The organism is Carboxylicivirga fragile (assembly GCF_050589805.1).
In the GTDB taxonomy this organism is placed as follows: domain Bacteria; phylum Bacteroidota; class Bacteroidia; order Bacteroidales; family Marinilabiliaceae; genus Carboxylicivirga; species Carboxylicivirga fragile.
In genome coordinates this window covers 12,900-34,132 of sequence record NZ_JBNGOY010000060.1, presented here as the reverse complement: position 1 = coordinate 34,132, position 21,233 = coordinate 12,900, and the positions used below count along the sequence as shown (strand labels likewise).

15 protein-coding genes and 1 tRNA gene are annotated in these 21,233 nt (G+C 36.6%); 9 read left to right on the top strand and 7 right to left on the bottom strand.

What is annotated here, in order from left to right; translation table 11 throughout:
- Positions 1–252: 252 nt before the first annotated feature.
- Positions 253–609 carry a response regulator gene (locus ACRD7B_RS20050; RefSeq protein WP_430826433.1) on the top strand — a complete coding sequence of 119 codons (357 nt, stop codon included), beginning with the start codon at positions 253–255 and terminating at the stop codon, positions 607–609.
- Between the two features lie 6 nt (positions 610–615).
- Here the strand turns inward: ACRD7B_RS20050 and ACRD7B_RS20045 are convergent, their stop codons facing one another.
- Positions 616–2,361 carry a response regulator gene (locus ACRD7B_RS20045; RefSeq protein ID WP_430826432.1) on the bottom strand — a complete coding sequence of 582 codons (1,746 nt, stop codon included), beginning with the start codon at positions 2,359–2,361 and terminating at the stop codon, positions 616–618.
- A 281-nt stretch (positions 2,362–2,642) separates the two neighbouring features.
- Here ACRD7B_RS20045 and ACRD7B_RS20040 point away from each other — a divergent pair, with 281 nt between their 5' ends.
- The gene (locus ACRD7B_RS20040) at positions 2,643–3,494 is read left to right on the top strand and encodes a hypothetical protein (RefSeq protein WP_430826431.1); all 852 of its coding nucleotides are present in this window, start codon (positions 2,643–2,645) and stop codon (positions 3,492–3,494) included.
- 20 nt (positions 3,495–3,514) lie between these two features.
- The gene (gene ettA, locus ACRD7B_RS20035; RefSeq protein ID WP_430826430.1) at positions 3,515–5,200 is read left to right on the top strand and encodes an energy-dependent translational throttle protein EttA; all 1,686 of its coding nucleotides are present in this window, start codon (positions 3,515–3,517) and stop codon (positions 5,198–5,200) included.
- 7 nt (positions 5,201–5,207) lie between these two features.
- Here the strand turns inward: ettA and ACRD7B_RS20030 are convergent, their stop codons facing one another.
- The gene (locus ACRD7B_RS20030; protein WP_430826429.1) at positions 5,208–6,326 is read right to left on the bottom strand and encodes an adenylate/guanylate cyclase domain-containing protein; all 1,119 of its coding nucleotides are present in this window, start codon (positions 6,324–6,326) and stop codon (positions 5,208–5,210) included.
- A 148-nt stretch (positions 6,327–6,474) separates the two neighbouring features.
- Between ACRD7B_RS20030 and ACRD7B_RS20025 the strand changes: the two genes are divergently transcribed.
- The 5 genes from ACRD7B_RS20025 (at position 6,475) to ACRD7B_RS20005 (ending at position 11,744) form a co-directional block, all read left to right on the top strand.
- Positions 6,475–6,945, top strand: a complete 471-nt coding sequence (locus ACRD7B_RS20025; RefSeq protein WP_430826428.1) for a WbuC family cupin fold metalloprotein — start codon at positions 6,475–6,477, stop codon at positions 6,943–6,945.
- A gap of 136 nt (positions 6,946–7,081) precedes the next feature.
- Complete coding sequence (gene hisS, locus ACRD7B_RS20020) at positions 7,082–8,446, top strand: histidine--tRNA ligase (RefSeq protein ID WP_430826427.1); 1,365 nt, start codon at positions 7,082–7,084, stop codon at positions 8,444–8,446.
- Between the two features lie 235 nt (positions 8,447–8,681).
- Positions 8,682–10,187 (top strand): histidine ammonia-lyase, encoded by a 1,506-nt coding sequence (hutH, locus tag ACRD7B_RS20015; protein ID WP_430826426.1) that lies wholly within the window; start codon positions 8,682–8,684, stop codon positions 10,185–10,187.
- A gap of 150 nt (positions 10,188–10,337) precedes the next feature.
- Entirely contained in the window at positions 10,338–11,438 is a 1,101-nt protein-coding gene (ychF, locus tag ACRD7B_RS20010) for a redox-regulated ATPase YchF (protein ID WP_430826425.1), read from the top strand.
- Positions 11,439–11,597: 159 nt separating this feature from the next.
- Positions 11,598–11,744 (top strand): hypothetical protein, encoded by a 147-nt coding sequence (locus tag ACRD7B_RS20005; protein WP_430826424.1) that lies wholly within the window; start codon positions 11,598–11,600, stop codon positions 11,742–11,744.
- Positions 11,745–11,746: 2 nt separating this feature from the next.
- Here the strand turns inward: ACRD7B_RS20005 and ACRD7B_RS20000 are convergent, their stop codons facing one another.
- From ACRD7B_RS20000 to ACRD7B_RS19980, 5 genes are all read right to left on the bottom strand, one after another.
- Positions 11,747–12,133 carry a DUF3859 domain-containing protein gene (locus ACRD7B_RS20000; RefSeq protein WP_430826423.1) on the bottom strand — a complete coding sequence of 129 codons (387 nt, stop codon included), beginning with the start codon at positions 12,131–12,133 and terminating at the stop codon, positions 11,747–11,749.
- Between the two features lies 1 nt (position 12,134).
- Positions 12,135–14,342 carry a tetratricopeptide repeat protein gene (locus tag ACRD7B_RS19995; protein WP_430826422.1) on the bottom strand — a complete coding sequence of 736 codons (2,208 nt, stop codon included), beginning with the start codon at positions 14,340–14,342 and terminating at the stop codon, positions 12,135–12,137.
- 4 nt (positions 14,343–14,346) lie between these two features.
- Complete coding sequence (locus tag ACRD7B_RS19990) at positions 14,347–18,192, bottom strand: translocation/assembly module TamB domain-containing protein (protein ID WP_430826421.1); 3,846 nt, start codon at positions 18,190–18,192, stop codon at positions 14,347–14,349.
- A gap of 8 nt (positions 18,193–18,200) precedes the next feature.
- Positions 18,201–20,021 (bottom strand): BamA/OMP85 family outer membrane protein, encoded by a 1,821-nt coding sequence (locus tag ACRD7B_RS19985; RefSeq protein ID WP_430826420.1) that lies wholly within the window; start codon positions 20,019–20,021, stop codon positions 18,201–18,203.
- A gap of 481 nt (positions 20,022–20,502) precedes the next feature.
- On the bottom strand, positions 20,503–20,739 hold the full coding sequence (locus ACRD7B_RS19980; RefSeq protein WP_430826419.1) for a hypothetical protein: 237 nt from the start codon (positions 20,737–20,739) through the stop codon (positions 20,503–20,505).
- Positions 20,740–20,956: 217 nt separating this feature from the next.
- Here ACRD7B_RS19980 and ACRD7B_RS19975 point away from each other — a divergent pair.
- Positions 20,957–21,032: transfer RNA gene (locus tag ACRD7B_RS19975), tRNA-Lys, on the top strand.
- Positions 21,033–21,233: the final 201 nt, after the last annotated feature.

Here is a 21,233-nt window from a genome sequence, read left to right as displayed (position 1 = left end):
TGTTGTAAAATGTTTCGCAAAATCAATTTACAACTTTGAGGGGAAACCTTTAGGGAGTACCCTCATTTTAAAAAATTAGTCGGTCACTAGTGATTAAAAAACAAATAAAACCACAATGCGTTTTTTATGTTCATCAAACACATATTGATGAAAATCAACCGTTATTACGAGTAAAAACAATGTTTCAAATTGACATATACAATTAATCATACTAAATTAATGTCATATTTCACACACTCAAATTACAGAAGAATGAAAAAGATCCTAATTATTGATGATGCTCCTGATAGCAGGCTAATATTAAAAACCTTATTAAGTAAATATGATGTATCCATTGTGGAAGCTGAAGACGGGCTGGATGGTTGGAATAAGATTGTAAAAGAGCAACCTGACTTAGTACTTCTTGACATTCACATGCCGAAGAAAGATGGCTTCTCTATATTAGAAGACTTAGAGGAAGAATGGTTAGGTGTACCTGTAGTGGTTGTATCAGGCGACACCACTGACGATACTGTTCAAACCTGCGATTATTATGGTGCAAAGGCATTTCTTAAAAAGCCCGTTATCCTAAACGACTTTAAAGAAGCCATAAAGGTAGTAAACCTATAGCTTTACCTATGAACTGAGGTGCTGTTTAATTTTCTTAATTAAATCCTCTGGTTGGAATGGCTTGCTAATGTAATCATCCATTCCTACGGACAAACACTTTTCTTTATCTTCAGGGAAAGCATTGGCTGTTACGGCAATTATTGGCGTGTGTGTTCCAGTGCTTTTTTCGATTTCTCTAATTTTCTGAGTAGCCTTAAAACCATCCATAATTGGCATCTGAACATCCATTAGTATTAGGTCATACTTTACCTTACCAAATTTATCCAAAGCCTCTTTTCCATTAAATGCTACTTCAATTTTCTGAACCTCATTTTTGATGTAAAGAATAATAATCTGTTGATTACTAAAATTATCTTCTACCAACAAAATATTAGCATTAGCTATATCAATCTTTGGCTTAAAAAAACTACTCGTCTGGCGTGTATTTTCTTGGATGGCTTCAATCGATTGACTTTTTGTATTTACCTTAAAGGATGCCGAAAACTCCAGAGCAGTATTAATCGATCCCGGGAATATCTCTAAGGTATTACCATCCATCTCAATTATCTTCTGCGTTATACCTAGATCGAGCAAGTTAATATACTTAGATGCATTTAATCGAATAATATCCTTGGAATAAATGGCCTCTTCTTGCAATTCCTCCTTAGGTAATGGTACCACTGTATTACTTACAATTCTAAACTTCAAAACGATCCGATCAGAAACTGCTTCCTTACGAGTAACCTCAATGGTAACTTGTTTGCTTTCCGACTTGTTATACTTCAGTACACTATTCAGCAGGTTCAAGAATATCTGCTTAATTTTAATACTATTGCCAATAACACTATTGGGAATATCAGCCGATAAGGATAAACTAAACTTTTTCTTGTCATGCTCGTCCTGAAATAACTTAATGGTGTTATTAATAGTGGAATATAAATTAAAGCTAATTTCTTCTTGTGGTATCTGACTAAAACTAGTGGTAGTAGCTGCTACCATGCTATTAACGACGTTCACCAAATTATTCGACGACGCGTGTATTGTATTAATATAATCGCGCTGATCATCCGAAAGATTGGTCTTTTCAAGAATATCAACAATACCAGTAATATTACTAAGTGGGGTCCTGATCTGGTGCGAAAGTTTCGAAATTAACTCTTCCTGGGTTTTATTAAAGTTTTGAGACTCCAAAACACTTCGTTCCTTACTGAGAATAATTTCTGAAAAAGTATGATGTACGGCATAAGAAACAATAAAGAACAAGAAATAAAACAATGAAAAAAGAATCCGATTCATCATCGTGTAGGGCTGTGCCATTGGTATAACATCCACCAAAATAAACAGACACAATAAAATTACTCCCCAGAAAACAAATGCAAAACTTGCTCCTCGCTTTTTACCCAATAATGAAAATACGAAAGGTGGGAAAAAGATAGTCCATATAATATTTAAACCTGTACTTCCTCCAAACACAATAAAATACACAAAAGCCAAAGTGGCAAATACCACAAACGAGTTACGCACAGCCATTGACTGCATTTTACGCCCCAGAAATAAAAAATGAAACGCAAAAATCAGACTAAACACCAACAAAGGAGCTGCATAGAAAGTCTCCTCCTGAAGAAGGGTATAAATACCTTCTACAAAAACAACTAAGAATAAAATAAAAATAATCAGATTACTAATTAAACGTGGAGTCTGCTGCTCAATTTCTGTATTATCATCCTTTTCGTAATTAAGTAATGATAGTATTTTATTTAAAATCTTAATCATGGGTACCTATGCTAATGTGTCTTTTAAATATATCAAAAAAAAACCGCTTTTGGGCATGTGCATACAATTAATTGCACAAAACCATGTTTTAAAGCTAGCAACTTATACCATCATTCCAATAAAAAGTTGCAACGAAAAAGAACAAATTCTATATCTTATTATTCTATAATTGTTCAGATATAGATAGCCGACAAAACTATTTTTTAAATAACTTTGTGGAGCTTAACAATTAAGCTACTTTTCAAGCTTGATTATTCGACTTTACTTAAAAAAGAAACGATATGAAAAGAAAGATTTCCTTAGTATTGGTATTACTTGCTGCTATTGGCGCGTCGCAAGCTAAAGATCATCTTCCTACCAAAGCTGAATACGATGCTTTTCTGAAAACTAAAACACTCGTTGTAATGGATTCAAATCCTATGAGTGATTTTAATTTCAAAATAAAAGAGGTCATGAAAAATGTATGGACATTGACCGAATATGATTTTATCTCAGACTCAGAATTTGAAGATAAACAAAACGATCCGTCCTATTCATTTTTGGTTTCTACGGTTGTTACTTTTGATGCTGACAAAACCAAAGCACGTTATAATTTCCTAAGCCTTCTTATGGGTGAATCAGAAAAAAAGGTAAAGGATCTTCCTGATCTGTGCTCTATTCCTCTGTCATACTTAAGAGTTGAAGATGATAGTTATGCCTATAAAATGGATGCCTTTGTTCGCTTTATTCAAGATCATGTTAAATTAATGATTGATCAGCCCGAATTAATTAAAGCCAATGTGTTTAAATACTACAACAAAAACACAAAGAGCCTGAAAAACAAAACACTACTTCTTACAAAAGAAGATTTGGCAAAAACCATTAACACGCAAAGTAAAGTTCAAAACATATATCCGTACGATATAAAAATTGTTACTCAGGAAGAAGTAACAGCTGCCATCGAGCGCAAAGATGAAAATGTAGTTTTTGTGCACAAAGTAGGTCCGCAGGGAACCAAATATAAGGCTCGCTGCTATAAAATATTAATTGGGGCTGCCGATTCTCGTTTTTATTATTTCGATTATCACATGGTTAGCAAGAAAAATCCTGATGGCCTGCTGCCAAAGGATTTAAAACGAATGAGTTCAAATTAAATTTATAATATATTTAAAACATGTCAGACGACAAGAAAATCATATTTAGTATGGTGGGTGTTAGCAAAACCTTCCCACCTCAGAAAAAAGTACTAAATAATATTTACCTCTCATTCTTTTATGGGGCCAAAATTGGCATCATTGGTTTAAACGGATCGGGTAAATCAACTTTACTTAAAATTATTGCTGGAGTTGAAAAAAACTACCAAGGCGATGTTGTGTTTTCACCTGGTTATTCTGTTGGTTACCTTGAGCAAGAACCTCAACTAGATGAAAATAAAACGGTACGCCAGGTTGTAGAAGAAGGTGTTCAAGAGGTAGTAGACGTACTTAAAGCCTATGAGCAAGTAAACGAGCGTTTTGCTGATCCTGAAGTACTGGAAGATCCTGATAAAATGCAGGCTCTAATGGATGAACAGGCAAAACTTCAAGAAAAGATAGATCAATACGACGCCTGGAATCTTGATACTAAGCTCAACAGAGCGATGGATGCATTGCGCTGTCCTCCTGATGACCAATCGATAAAAGTACTTTCAGGTGGGGAAAAACGCAGGGTTGCACTTTGTCGTTTATTATTGCAAGAGCCTGACATTCTTTTATTAGATGAGCCTACCAACCACTTGGATGCGGAATCGGTACAATGGCTAGAACAACACCTTCAACAATATAAGGGAACAGTGATTGGTATTACTCACGACCGTTACTTCCTTGATAATGTAGCAGGTTGGATTCTTGAACTTGATCGTGGAGAAGGTATTCCATGGCAAGGTAATTATTCATCGTGGCTCGATCAAAAAACAAAACGACTGGCCAGTGAAGAGAAACAGGAGTCGAAACGCCGTAAAACATTAGAACGTGAATTGGAATGGGTACGCATGTCGCCTAAAGCACGCCAAGCCAAAAGCAAAGCAAGACTTAGCGCCTATGATAATTTACTAAAAGAAGGAGTTAAAGAGAAAGAAGAAAAATTAGAGATATTCATTCCTAATGGTCCTCGCCTTGGTGAGAAAGTTATTTTGGCCAATGATGTAGCTAAGGGTTACGAAGATCGTTTATTATTCGAAGATTTAAACTTTACCCTACCACGCAATGGTATTGTTGGTGTAATTGGACCCAATGGCGCTGGTAAAACCACACTGTTTCGTTTAATCATGGGGTTGGAAAAGGCCAATTCTGGTAATTTCGAAGTGGGCGAAACAGTTAAAGTAGCCTACGTTGATCAATCGCACGACGATATCGAAGAAGGTAAAACCGTTTATGAAATCATCTCTCAGGGAGAAGAAACCATTAAGATGGGTGGCAAAGAATTAAATGCACGTGCCTACCTTTCTCGTTTTAACTTTGCAGGAAACGATCAACAAAAAAAGTGTGAAATACTATCGGGTGGAGAACGTAATCGACTTCATTTGGCCATGGCCTTAAAAGAAGAAGGTAATGTTTTATTACTTGATGAGCCAACCAATGATATTGATGTGAATACGCTTCGTGCCCTTGAAGAAGGACTGGAATCATTTGCGGGCTGCGCAGTTGTAATTTCGCATGATAGATGGTTTTTAGATAGAATTGCCACCCACATACTTGCGTTTGAAGGTGACTCTAAAATTTACTCATTCGAAGGATCGTATTCGGATTATGAAGAAAATAAGAAACGCCGATTAGGTGACGATACACCTCATCGAATTAAGTACAAAAAACTAATTAAATAGCATACTATTAGTTAACAGCAAAAAGGGGAATTCTATTTACGGAGTTCTCCTTTTCTTTTTTACTATCATTTGGTTTAATCGGATGATGTAGGTAAAACATTGGCACAACCCCTTTTCCTTTTACAGTTCGCGGAGTACGATCAATGATATGATATTGATCTTCTACCTCTTCTTTAATTCGCTTTGAAATATTAATCTGCATAGGTTCGCACATGTCCTGTAAGCGCGACGCCATATTAACAGTATCACCAAAAATATCAAATGATAAGTTTGTGGTACTTACCGAACTGCAAATTACGTCACCTGCATATAATCCAACCTTCAGCTCCCACTGAATGTGATTTGTTTTATTTCTTTCTACAATAGCTTGGCGGAGCTTTACCGCCGCCGAAACAGCTTCTCTTGCCACATTTTTAGGATGTCGAAACATGCCACACACAGCCATGTAGGCATCACCAATGGTTTTTATACGTGTGCAATGATGGTCGTCGATTACCTTATCAAATTCATTAAATGTTTCGTGTAACTCGCGTAGCAATGTACCAGGCGACATTTGATCTGATTTTGAAGTAAAATCGACCATATCAACAAATATTACCACACAGTTTTGATATTGCTTTGGTGGAATCGAACCATAATCTTTGATTTGATTCAGTATTGGCTCAGGCAAAATTGAGCGCAATATTGAATCGTTCTTATGATTCGTGCGAATTAATTGATTACGTTGTTCTGTTAAGTTTTTAATGGTCGCTGATAAAGTCAATGCTGCGTTTACACGCGCCATTAACTCCGTTTCTTCAATTGGCTTATTTATATAATCGATTGCACCTGCGTTAAGTGCCACCTTTATTTTACTTGTACTCGACGATGCTGAAATAATAATTACCGGAATATCCTTTGTAAAATCATTTCGCTTTAGATTCGTAATAGCCTGTATACCATTCATCTTAGGCATCTCCCAATCCATTAAAATAAGATCAGGGCGATGCTTGATGGCTAATTTACAGCCCTCTATACCATCATCAGCTGTTAAAACTTCGTAGCTCTCATCATTCTTTGTGAGCAACTCGCTTAACAGCTCTTGTATGGCGATAGAATCATCAACGATTAATAATTTCTTTCTCATGGTCATTATTCATCAATTAGGTGATTTAGGTCGTTGGGTAGATATACGACGAATGTATAAAATGTTTATTAATTGTCGTTTAAACACTGAAATCTTTTGATGAAGAGTCGTATTTTTATCATGTAAGAATTTTAACGATGACTAACGTATGATTATTAATGACGAACTGATCAGGCCAATTATCGAAAAATCGAAAACAGCTCAGCGGAAAAGGCAAAACTATAACTTTCATAACGAAGCAAGCGATCCATTGCATCGGATGTTAAACGTTCTGCAGCCCGAAAGTTATGTGCATCCACACAAGCATGAGAACCCGGATAAAAGAGAAGCTTTCATTCTTATTTCCGGAAAGCTTTTAGTTATTCTCTTTGATAATAATGGAAAAATCGATCAACACCTTATTCTTGATCGTACTACTCATACCTATGGCATTGAAATACAACCAGGAGTTTACCACACCATAATGGCACTTGAAGCAGATACTGTCATCTACGAAGTAAAAGATGGACCATACAATTCGGATGATGATAAACAATTTGCAAGCTGGGCACCGAGGGAAGAAGATAAGATGGATGCTAACAAATATCTTAAGCAACTAATAAAAGAAACCATATTATAATTTCGCATTATTTTATATCGAACAAATAATACTTAAAGGAATTCAGGCTCTTGTTTTTAGGGTTGAATAAGCTTTAGTATCTTTGCGCCGATTTAGTAGAATCGATTTTATAAAAAAGCAAAACAAAATATTACAGATGGCTCAAAAACCAAGCATTCCAAAAGGAACCAGAGATTTTTCTCCTGTAGAAATGGTTAAGCGCAATTACATTTTTGACACCGTAAAGTCGGTATTCCAAAAGTATGGCTACCTCCCTATTGAAACGCCTGCAATGGAGAATCTATCAACCTTGCTTGGTAAATATGGTGAAGAAGGTGATAAGTTACTTTTCAAAATACTTAATTCGGGCGATTACTTAAAAAAGGCAGATACTGGTTTATTAGCCGAAAAAGCCTCCAACAAATTAATCACTCAAGTGAGTGAAAAAGGCCTTCGTTACGACCTGACAGTTCCATTTGCACGTTTTGTTGTGCAACACCAAAACGACATAACATTCCCATTCAAACGTTATCAGATACAACCAGTTTGGCGCGCTGACCGTCCTCAGAAAGGGCGTTATCGCGAATTTTTTCAGTGCGATGTAGATGTGGTTGGTAGTAATTCGCTTTTAAACGAAGTTGAATTAATACAAATCGTTGATGAAGTTTATCGTCTTTTAAACATCAATGTTGTTTTGAAGCTGAATAACCGAAAGGTGCTTTCGGGAATAGCGGAGATAATTGGCGCAGCTGATCAGATTGTTGATATTACAGTAGCCATCGACAAATTGGATAAGATTGGTTTAGATAAGGTAAACGAAGAATTGGCATCTAAAGGCTTATCGCAAGAAGCCATTGATACCATTCAGCCAATCATCATGCTAAGTGGAACTAATTCTGAAAAGATTGTTAAGTTGCGCGAAGTACTTGCTCAATCGGAAATTGGCCTAAAAGGAGTTGATGAATTAGAAACAGTACTTACTTATCTTGATGCCTTAAACCTTGGGTTGGAAGTTGAATTGGATTTAACTTTAGCGCGAGGCCTTAATTATTATACAGGCGCTATTTTTGAAGTTAAAGCCAAAGATGTTGAAATAGGAAGTATTACTGGTGGTGGACGTTACGATGATTTAACTAGCATATTCGGTTTAAAAGATGTATCGGGTGTAGGTATTTCCTTTGGAGCTGATCGTATCTACGATGTGATGAATCAACTGGATTTATATCCAAAAGAAGACGGTGCTAAAACCAGAGCTTTATTTGTAAATTTTGGTGGTGAGGATGAGCTTTATGCTCTTAGAGCACTTACTCTACTTCGCAAGGCAGGCATCAACGCAGAGCTTTTCCCTGATTCAGTGAAAATGAAAAAGCAAATGAATTATGCTAACCGTAAAGAAATTCCATATGTCGTTTTATCCGGTGAAGATGAGCGACAAGCCGGGAATTTTACCTTGAAAAACATGGAGACTGGTGAGCAAACAAAAGTTTCAATCGACGAATTGATTAAAGTCATCAGCATCTAATCTAGAAAATACATATTTTTGCGGGTAAGGTATTATTTACTTTACCCGCTTTTTTATGGGCAGAATATTAAAAAACAGACATCATCTTTTTATCTCATTTGGTGGCGACATTCGTTGTCCATGATGTTTTTGACTTCACCTTGTTGATTCCAGAAGCTGGGATCAAATACGTGTGGCATTCAACAACCTGAGTTGAATAATTAATTTCATTCATTTATCTTATTACAAAAACAGCATGGAAAAAATATATCATATATCACCAAATCCGCTTTCGTTCGAAATAATCGAAACCATATTAAACGAAAACTATCAATTAGCCATTTCGGAAGAAGCAACTGCTTTAATTTTAAAGTGTAAAAAATACCTTGATGATAAAGTGGCCAAAGAAGATGGTCCTGTTTATGGGATCAATACTGGATTTGGTGCACTGCATAACATTTCTATCTCGAAAGATGATTTGAGCAAACTACAGGAAAATCTGGTAATGAGCCATGCTTGTGGTATCGGACGCGAAGTTCCTCGTGATGTGGTAAAGCTAATGTTGATGTTAAAAATACATGCATTAAGCTTGGGGAATTCTGGCGTACAGCTTAAAACCGTTCAGCGCCTGTGCGATTTCTTTAACAATGGTGTTTACCCAATTGTATTTGAACAAGGATCATTGGGAGCATCAGGTGATTTAGCACCTTTAGCACACCTTTTCCTACCATTATTAGGACATGGTGAGGTTCATTACAAGGGCGAAAAAATGCTTGCTTCTGACATGTTAAAAGAAAATGGTTGGGAACCAATCAAACTTGAAGCCAAAGAAGGCCTGGCCTTATTGAATGGTACACAGTTCATGAGTTCACATGGTGTATACACACTACTAAAAGCATTCCGTTTATCGAAGTATGCTGATATTATTGCCGCTACGTCATTAGATGCATTTGATGGACGTATTGAACCATTCTTCCCACAATTGCATACAGTTCGCCCTCACAAAGGACAGATTGAAACAGCTAGAAATGTTAAAGCCATTTTAGAAGGTAGTGAAATAATCACCCGTGAAAAGAAACACGTTCAAGATCCTTATTCGTTCCGTTGCGTACCTCAGGTACATGGTGCTATTAAAGATGCCATTAACTATGTGGCTGGTGTTGTATTAACAGAGATCAACTCTGTTACCGATAATCCAATGGTTTTTCCTGATGACGACATGATTGTATCAGGCGGTAACTTCCACGGTGAGCCTTTAGCTTTAGCCATGGATTTCTTATCAATAGCCATGAGTGAAATTGGTAGCATCTCCGAAAGAAGAACCTATCGTCTAATTTCAGGTGAAAGAGGCCTACCTGAATTCTTGGTAGCCAATCCAGGTTTGAATAGTGGTTTCATGATTCCACAATACTCAGCTGCTTCAATCGTAAGTTTGAATAAACAAATGGCAACACCATCGTCAGTTGATAGTATTCCATCTTCAAACGAACAGGAAGACCATGTAAGTATGGGAGGTAATGCTGCAACCAAAGCCTTGAAAATTTCTGATAATGTCGAACGCGTTTTGGCCATTGAGTTATTTAATGCTGCTCAAGCTATGGAGTTCCGCAAGCCAGCTAAAACATCGCCTTACTTGGAGAACTTCCTATCTCAATATCGCGAGTTTGTTGATTTTATTAATGAAGATAAAATCATGTATAAGGAAATTGAAAAAAGTGTTGAGTTTTTACAAACCGGTACTTTTGACGAATTCAGCAGCTAGTAATTTTAAAATTATATATTCAAAAGGGAGCTTAATGGCTCCCTTTTTTCATGCCCATAAGTTAATAAGCATTAACAAGTTTTCAGACTGTTGAAAAATGGATTACTTTTGTGCCTGAATTTTTGGCAAGTAAAATAATTAGAAAAATATATGGCCTTACAGTGTGGAATTGTTGGTTTACCAAATGTTGGAAAATCAACGCTATTTAATTGTTTGTCGAATGCTAAGGCGCAATCGGCTAATTTTCCTTTTTGTACAATCGAACCTAATGTAGGTGTAATTACCGTACCAGATGATCGATTGGTTAAGTTGGAAGAATTGGTACAACCTCAACGAGTGGTACCTACAACAGTGGAAATTGTTGATATTGCTGGTTTAGTTAAAGGAGCAAGCAAGGGTGAAGGATTAGGCAATAAGTTTTTGGCTAATATTCGTGAAACCGATGCTATCATACACGTACTGCGTTGTTTCGACGACGATAACGTAACCCATGTTGACGGCTCTGTTGATCCGGTTAGAGATAAGGAAATAATCGACATGGAACTTCAGTTTAAAGACTTGGAGACAGTTGAGGCCAGACTTCAGAAGACAGAGAAAGCATCAAGAACTTCGAAAGATTTAGATGCAAAGAAACTTGTAGAAGTTTTGAAACGCTATAAAGATGCGCTTGAAAATGGCAAATCAGCTCGTACGGTTGAACTAAATGAGCAAGAAGAAAAAGTAAGTAATGATTTATATCTGCTAACAAACAAACCCGTAATGTATGTTTGTAACGTAGATGAAGATTCGGTTACTTCAGGCAATGCGCATGTTGAATCTTTGAAAGATGCGGTTAAAGATGAGAATGCTGAAATTTTAATGATCGCAGCAAAAACCGAATCTGAAATTGCTGAACTCGAAACCTTCGAAGAACGTCAGGAGTTTTTGGAAGATTTAGGATTGACAGAATCAGGTGTTGCTAAACTTATTCGTTCTGCCTACAAACTTTTACAGTTACAAACGTATTTTACGGCTGGTGAAAAAGAAGTGCGTGCCTGGACATTTTTAAAAGGATACGTTGCTCCGCAAGCTGCAGGTGTTATTCATACCGACTTTGAAAAAGGCTTCATTAGAGCTGAAGTAATAAAGTATAACGACTTTGTATCTTTAGGTTCTGAACTTGCCTGCAAGGAAGCTGGGAAGATGAATGTGGAAGGAAAGGAATATGTTGTAGCAGATGGCGACATTATGCATTTCCGCTTCAACGTTTAATATTCGTTAACTTATTATATTTAAAGCCTCGCAAATGCGGGGCTTTTTTGTGACTACATGATCATTAAGAGGTTAAAAAATGTCAATCGCATGTTAATTACTGTTAATTGACCTGTTTTTTCAAAATTTGCCCCTTAAGTTTGTAGGCTAATACTGACCATGAAAGAGAGAAAACCTGTGAAAAAAGAAAGTGATTTAACCCTAAAGCTAAAAAGGAAGATATTTATCTATTCCATTATTGAGGTTGTACTTGTTGCTGCTTTATTGGGATTTATAATGTTTCTGATAATGGTATTAATGAACTAATACTACAAACGCAAGATCAACTGCTTGTAAGCTATTAGTTCATCATCCATCCAGGTAGATAATTTCCATTCTCCTGCCTTATCTTCGTACGGTTCCCATACCGTATCTCCCAGAAAAAATTCATAATCATTTGAATTAACATACACTTCGCCAACGAACGGAGCTTCGATATTGCCATGTTTATCCTTAAACAGAGGGTGATCAATTTCATATACAAGTTTCTTCCCCTTTGCGCCCTTAATTTTAATTACATAACCAAATTCAATATCGGGTTTTATCGTAATCTGTGTTGTTATCTCCACCAACTTTGGCAGTTGTTTCGATTCGCGTTCCCAACGGCTATAAATACCGTAGCTATATAACTCGTAACTAATCTTCTTTTTCGCCATACTAATCTTCTAGTGAATACCTGATCTGATCCAACATCAATGGTATATCCTGCGCATCTATACCATGCTTCTTTAAATAAGGTAAATCTTCACTGAAAGTATCCAAAAATTCAGAAAAGGAATGATCGGGTAACTTTATGCTTTTTTGATAATTTGCCAAAGCATCCTTTCTCAGCTTCTTACACCACAAGGTATGCCCCAGGTTAATCAAATCATGTTTATTTTTTTCAGCTACCAATAACTTGTGATAATACTTCTCAGCCTGATCAAACTTACCCAACACAAATGAACACCACGCTATTGGTCGCCCTACCTTACTATTACCCAGCGCAAGGTATTCCACCTTGAAATAATACTTCAAGGCTTCCTCAAAATTTTCCAGCTCAAGATAACAATGTCCAATCGACGCTTGTGTTTGCAAATTCTCTGGGTCGATATTTTCGGCCTCCTTATAATATTGCAATGCTTTTTCTGGTTGTTTCAGATTACGATAACAGAGCGCTACTTTCTTTTTATTCCAAACACTTTCATCACCTAACAAGTCCGCCTTTAAATACATATTAAGCGCCTTGTCGTATTGCTTCAACTTCTGGTAACAGAAAGCAAGCTTTTGACTGATAGCCTCACTATTGCTATCTTTTGACAGTAACAATTGAAAGATATCGATAGCATCGTCATAATATTCCTTCTTAAAATAGTATTCACCTATCTCTCTCAGAGAATTAATATCCCCAAGCAACTGTTTAAAAAACCACTTATTATGGATATCCATCCGCTCACTAAACACATCTTCCAACTGATGCCTTTGAGGATGCACCTTAAGCAAACGATACAAATCTTGAATAAACTGATTAGAAGCAACCAATTTTCCTTGATTTGCTTTTAAAGCTTCTTCATCTTTTGCTATTTCAGCCATTTGTTCCAGTTCGGCCGAAAACATTTGTCCCATCAAGTCCTTCTGCATACCAGGCATATGTGGAATACTCAAGATTAAAGAGTATTTATCGGAATTACATAAAAAACGAGAATCGCCCAAGCCATCTAATAATGAACCGTTCTTAAACACGTCATCCTCATTTTCGATTGCCTTTTGTATCTCGGGATGTTTAGAATAAAACGGCAATAACCAATTGGAGATATTATTAAAAAATGAAAAATGCTTTAGGTGCTGAAAGGTAGATAAAAACACATCGGCTCCTTCCATCTGCCATTCAGTCAGCTCTTCCATTTTTGAAATCAGATTAGGCGAATCTTTAAAAAGCTCATCCCACTCTGGATTTTTATCATCCATCATATTTTCACTCAACATGTTCTCAAGATCCAGCTTCTCTTTCAGTTTTGGCTGCATTTTCACAACCTCAGGCAAAATTTCATCATGTAGTTTTTGTGAAATCTTTTCAGTTTCCTGGGTACGAATTAATTGAATGACTATACTCTGCACCAAGGTTTCCATTTCATACTCTTCAATCAACATGAAAAAACGCGTATACAAATCAGGATATAAAGGCAAGCGGTCGTCGTACTTCGAAAATGCAATTAACAAACTTGTAATGGCTCTGGCACTTATCTGGTCATCCTTACTAACCATCAAATCCATTAATAAGCGAAGGTATTCAGGCGAGAAACGGTGCATTAGAGACAAGTTGATTGCAGCAACCATCAAAGATTTCGTATGCCAAGGGTAACTTTCATTCTTGAAATAGCTGTGCAGCGAATCAATCTCTATGCTAACCTTGGACTCACTGCTCCAAAGGAATTGAAACATTTTGTATCCCCACTCTTGCAGTTCACTGTTATTCTCAGCATTTGCGTCAAGCACTTTCTGGAGTTCAATACTTCCCCACAATTCACTAAACTCGTTTAGCAAACTACTTAATTCAACATCCTTAAACTCTCGTTGCAACTCACTTACCATATCACTCGAATACTTATCAAGTAGGTGCGTGAATATTTTATCAGACAACTGATAAACATCTTTAACAAGGTGGTTATATATTTTTTGGCGTTCAGGGTCGGAGATGCCCTCTACTGTGTAACGTAAAATATTTTTATAAGTGAATTCAAGATTATAATGCGCATCAATTATATCTCCGTTGTGTGTTTCTTTAGCCAACGATTGAATCAGATCCAAAGCATCTTTTACTTTCTTGCCAGCTAATGTTGTACAAATAGCCTTATGTTTCGATTTTAACTCTTTTACATTCATCATTGCTTCAATCTTTTTTCGATTCAAACTTCAAAATTACATCAAAACCTGAATCTTTGGAACTCCCACTTTGTAATCGGAAGAATAAAATTCGGTTTAATTCATATTCTAAGGTAACCGTTTCCGGTGTTATTTCATCACCTTCGGTTTCACCAAAGCCTCGTTGATAAATTACAAATAAATCATTTGTAATGTATTTACCCACTACAAATGCAGCGCTCTGCCAGTTTTCAGTAGCATTCACCTCAATCATATCCAATTGAAATCGTGTACCAATTGTTTTGCTTAGTTGCGATGTCACCATCTGAGCCACCATATTTGTACCCATCGATCCAACAATACCATTTTGCCCGGCATAACTCATCTCATCCATTGTTTTGCCAAACAGCAATATTGAAACTGCATCGGCCTCGGGCAATGCAATGCCATCCAAGGTGAAATTAATTTTAGGTTCAGACAAGCGCTCTGTAACTAAAAGCTCCAAATCACGCTTTTGTTTATCGGCCCCGCGGTATGTGTAAATTGCCTTAAAATCTAATATTGGATCTATAGTCTCGCCCCCTTGAAAATTTATCTTTCCGTCCTGTATATTTAATTTCTTTCCATACAATATATAGTGGCCTCGGTTAATTCCTACTTCGCCAAACAACTCAAAATACGTACTACTTTTCTCTATTTCTAAATCACCCCATATTTCTATCTTCATCTCCTCACTTTTCAACCAAGTATTTCTTGGTATTTCAAGACTTAATCGTCCTGTAAGTGATTTCATGAAGTTCGATTGTTTGCTTTTCTTCTTTTTTGGTGAAAGGTTAATAACATTTTCATCAATACTATCTTTTACCATTGTAGCCTGAACAAGCAGTGGGATATCCTCGTAATCTGTTTCTTCGTCATCAACAATAAAAGCAGGCAAATAGAAATCAGACCGTAGCACTTTTATCTTCCCTCCAAACTCCTGTTTCTTATTTACACTTTGAATAAAAGTATTAGCATCAATCTGAATTTCATAATCTTTGTGCCGTGCTAAAAAGAACTTATCAGCATCCGCCTTAAGGGTTGAACTTACAATTCTGCCAGTAATCATACTGGAGTCGAATGCAGCTTCACCACTCACCGACAGATACCCATCTTCTCGTTTAACAATGAATGTATCAATGTTCATGGCATTTCCATCAAAGCTGAGACTCATGTTAGCATTGGAGAAATCAAAGCCATACTTTTCATCAAGATATAGACCATCACGCAGCCCGAGGTTACCATAAAATTGTGGCTCTGAAAACTTACCACTCACCTCCAAATCAGCCCACACACTTCCTCCTGCCGAAACATTTATCTGTTCCTTTTCAAGCGGTTGGGTAATATCAACTGAATCAATTCGCAGTTGTGCATTAAATGTTTCCGGTGCTTGAAAATCTAATCCACTACTATCGAGTACAAAAACGAGTGGCGATGAATAATTTAATTCAAAATCATTGCCCAAAGCAGGCACTAATAATTGCGTATTTAGTTTTTGCTCTTTAAACATCACAATCCCTTCAAAAGCAGGCGTTTGCCACTCTCCGTAACTACCTGGTGTTAGTTGAAAATCCATTACTAAATTGGGTGATGAAGGTTGGCCACTCAACATCAGGTTAGTACTTAAGAAACCATGAATAGCTTCAGGTATAATATTAAAACGATTGATTCTTTGTAAGTCAAGGTTTTTAATACTTAATGAGAAATCCTGTGCCCCAATATTATTTATCTGACCATCTGCTTTCAGCAGAAATTGATCATTAAGTTTACTCTTAAACAACAAATTATCTACCTCAATTTTATGATCGCTGTAATGAATTGCATTTATTGAGTCGGCAATGTAATAATGAAGGAAAGGTGCAAGCACCTCCATTTCCGGAATGTTTACACTGATGGTATCACCTATGGCCAAGGCACTTCTCATAAACACGTTTACACTATCCGTCATCAAATTCAATTCACTTTTCAATCGCGAATCTTGGTAGTTTAAATTGGCTTCAACAGTATCCACGAGCACCCCTCCAGACACAAACTTCTCCGCTAATACATTGGCACTACTTGAAAATTGTCCGTTCAATAGATTAAAAGTATAATCCGCCCCAACTCTGTTACTTTCAATTGAAAACCCTTTAAAACTTTGCACCAACACCTCGCCATTAACCACAAGTGAATCAACATTTCCTGATGCTTTTGCCGTAGTTGTTACGGAGTGAAAATCAAATTCCGGTAGTTTAAATTCATCTAAAAATTGTAATGAATCACTTTCAATGATCGCTTTCATATCAATTCCACGATTCTTCAGGCCATAATTACCCGACACATCAACCTTGGCACCCGGTAAAAAAAGATGACCAAGTGAAACGCCTAATTCACTAGCAAGCAAACTTAGTTCAATATTGGCCGAATCAATTGGCACATTATAAATAACACTGCGTTTCAAGTCAATCGATGACGATGCATTTATATCCTTAAGTGAGAAACCTCTTCCTCGTAATCGTACATATCCTCTAATCCCGGAACTATCAATGCTCGGTATAATTTCAGAGAGAAGAATATTTTCAATATCCAATGCGGTTTCATATTCAGGATTATCAAACAAACTATTTATAACAATTGAACCACGGGCAGAACCTAAACGAGACCGCAACTTCAATTGAGATTTAATTCTATCCCCTTTCTGATCGGCATTAATTAGCAGACTATCAAACTTAAAATCCTGGTAAGATGAATTTGACAAATTAGTAAAAAGCTTGGCCCCATCCTTGTAATTAAATAAATCATTCCCTGCGATGGATACAACACCATTAATGGTGCTTTTTGTATTGGGCATTTCCCACCACTTTTCGGGATGCACGTTTACAAACTTCACGTCTGCCACATAAGGCACTTTAACTTTTTCCTTATTCAGCACCTTGCTCAGACTTAAGAACTGAGCCTTTAAATGAATCTGTTCACCATCAATACCTAGGTTAAAATCAACAAAACTACTATCATTGGAACTGTAAAAATCCGTTTCAATAACTGGCGCGCACAGCAAGCGAATGCTCGGAATAAAAATCTTTAATTCCTCATTACTCAAAGGATTACTTTCTAAGTCAAGCCTATTTTCACTCAAGCCCTCATAGGAAGCATTTGCTCCAATGCTAGAGTATCGTGTTTGCAAGACCAAACTATCCAACTGCATTTCCTTTTTTTGTTTTTGGAAAATGGCACTTAATTGATCAATTCGTATATCAGGCTCTGAAGCTACTAAACTAAATGCTTTCAATTGTGTTTTTATCAGGGTTGAATCGTAATAGAAACTTGTTTCCAGGTTAATATCATTAATCGCATTTGGAAGGATATTAATATATGACTGAGCCTTCAGTTGCATGTTTCGAATAATGATATTATCAGCGTTAATGGCAAAAGGAAAACTTGCCTTTACCGTATCCTTCTTTTCCTTACGTGTAGGTAAAACATGAGCAATGTTCCAGGTACTATCCTCCAATTGCATCAACTCAACATCCAAACCGGTTAGCACAATAGAATCAAGCTGAATTTTATTTCTTAGCAGTTTAAATAAGCTGTAGCGAATCCTCAAGGCCTCAAGAGAAGCCATCTCTGTTGAATCGGCATCACCAGTAAGTGCAAGCTGATGCACACTCAATTTATTAAAGAAATTACCTTCAATTTCACCAATACTCACGCTTGCATTTAATTGTTCGCTTACAAGCCTCTCAAGCTGATCTTTTGCGATACTTTTAAACCAAGCTGTTTGAGTAAATGCCAGCAAGAGTAGCATGGTTAATAAAATTAAACCAAGCGCATAAGTAAGGTATTTTAATGCTTTCATTACCATGCTTAAAACGGATGACCAATATTAAAATGTATTTGCCAGGTATTACCTTCGCCAAAAAGCGGACGCGCAAAATCAAGACCTGCAGGGCCAATTGGTGTAGAATACCGCACACCAACACCAGCTGCATATTTCAGTTCCTTTAATCGATAAGTAAATGAATCGAGCCACACGTTTCCTCCATCCATAAAGGCGGCAAAAATTAAACTGTGCGTAATATTTAATCTCGCCTCAATACTACCTTCCAATAAGCTCTTACCACCTATTGGCCTTCCATTATGATCTTTTGGCCCCAAATCAGCTCTTGACCAACCTCGCACAGAATGCCCACCCCCGGCATAAAATCGCTCTTCGGGTGGCAGATAGCCGGAACCATCCGTGGCGCTTGCGCCTCCAACCTTGCCTTTGAAAGCTAAAGTTAGTCCATAACTAATCCCCAGGTATTTTTTATATTCCAACAAGCTTCGGTAAAAAGGCATGTCGCGCGTTACATAAAGACCATTGGTTTTTACATTTAGTGCTAAGGAAAAGCCGCGTACAGGATCTAATTTAGGCTGCCCATTTAAATAATTAAATCCTAAAGATATACCCGACTTAGTATAAATTGACTCATCGAACTCACGCTCAATCAAACTAGCAATATCAGTTGTATCCTGCTGAACATCCTCATAAAACAAAGTAATAGACGTATTGAAGTTATCCGTGAAGTTTTGCAAAAAAGAAAAGTTAAAACCATTCTTCTCAACAGAATAACCAGGTTCATTCTCTTTTTTAATAAAAGGATAAATCATCATTGTATTAATGGGAAAGAAAACTGCCGGTTGCGTATAGCGAAGGTAAATATTATAAGGCTCGAGCGCTGAGTGTTTTGCATATAAACTAACACGCCCTGTGCTAGTAATAAACCCAAGCTTCTGCAATTCTCCAAAAACCCTAAATTTATCCTCTCTGCCATAACCAGCACCAAAACGGGTTGTCCAACGTGGCGCTTCCTTTAAATTAATTTGAATAGGCAAAGTATCGCGCTGCTCTTCTGTTGCAATTGTTTTTAAAGAACTCACGCGAAACATACCAAGGTTATAAATACGTTTCTGTGTCAAATCAATTTCCTCTTTCGACCAAACATCACCTTTTTCAAATGTCATCTGACGCCTAACCTTTTTTTCTGGCACCTTATCATTACCAGTCACGAAGGTTTCTCCAAAATGCGTCAACTTGCCTCTTACTATTTGCCAATTCAAGCTTGCTTCCGAGGCAGTGGTATCAACATCAATAGCAAAAAGAGCTTGCGAATAGGCATAACCCATGTTATTAAACTGCTCATTAATCAATTGCTGATCCTGTCGGCAAAAATCATCTTTAAAAATAGTATTCTCGCGCAACTTTGAGCGCAATCGAATATTCTTTAATTCTTTACGAGATAAACTTTGGTCTATCGAATGCAGCGAATCAACCATGTAATTGACCTTTGTAACAACTACTGGCCTGCCCTCATCCACATTGAACGTGACGATCACTTTTCTATTTTTCCGAATTTCAATCGTTGGTTTTAAACAAGTAAAGTTCAGATAACCTTCTTTCTGATAAAACAAGGTCAAACGATTTGCATCATCTTCGTACAAAGCTTTTGAGTAATTAACTACGTCTTTCTTAAAAACTTTTTCTCCTAAATATGATGTTGAGCGTAATGAAACCTGTTCTTTTAATTTCAGATTATTAAAAACCTTGTTCCCCTTAAACTTAACCTTCTTTATTCGATAATTCTCCTGTGAATAAACGTAGGAACCAAGGCTTAATAGTAATATGAGGATTATGCGTGTATTCAATGGCTTTGTTTAGATATCCTCCAAATATAGTTAATAAACACATGATAGAGCATAGCCTTTTTTGATGAGATGGTACAAAATAAAAATCACGATTAAATACAGTCAATAATTCTGCACTACAGATAGCCGTAAAACTTAAAAGAACAAAGAGGATGTCCAAAAACTAAGCTCGCTCATCGAGCATAGTCGAGATGAAATTTGATTAATACTGATTATCAACCAATAATCACTTCGACTTCGCTCAGTGAACGGATACTTTCAGAGTTTTTGGACACCCTCTTTTAACTCGCAATATGCAATAGAAGATCTATTCCATATTGAAACTACTTCAATACACGTCTCTTCGCTAACTTGCTTCAATTCACCATAGCGGTGCTATGATTCATCTCAGTAAGTTCTTGTATTTTTTTATTCTCCAATATTCATGATAATATTCTAATACATAATCCGGGTTTTATCTTTCTTCACTCCGATTATTAGTTTATTTGTCATGCCCTTCGTCAGAGGCGTCCTCTTCATCTTTATTGTGCTTACGCGTCTTTCTAGCTTTTACTGCAGCCATAACGCTGACTATCAGCACATTAATTAATAACATAACAATTGAATATTCTAAAATATATGGAAATGGTGAAGTATTATATGCATCCACAATCTCAAATTCTCTCCTAGCAATTGCACTTTTATTTACCCCTTGCTCTAAACATGTAAATTGATCCAAAAATAATTAAGCTCGGAAGTGAAAAAAAATCAAGTTTTAATAAAATATCATCATTTAACCTTTACCATTTAATTCACAATAACTTGACGAACAAACACAGTTTCTCCAAGCCTACGGAAGAAAAAAAAGATTGAAAAAAAGTCACTTTTTTTTGGGTAAGATTTGCAATTAAAAGAAAAGGATCTATCTTTGCACCGCAATTGAGAAAAACAAGGATGACTTAGTAGCTCAGCTGGTAGAGCAACGCCCTTTTAAGGCGTGGGTCCAGGGTTCGAATCCCTGCTGAGTCACCACTAAAAGCTTCGGTATTTACCGGAGCTTTTTTCATTTAAAAGCACATCTCCGACAAGATCTACAATAGTATGGATCAAAAAAAAATTACCTACAAACTAGCATCTTATTAAAACTATTAGTATTTTACCTTAAAATGACAAACGCTATTAGTTGGTTATGAGAACCGACAAGGTTTTTTCACTAATAGTACTGATAGAAAT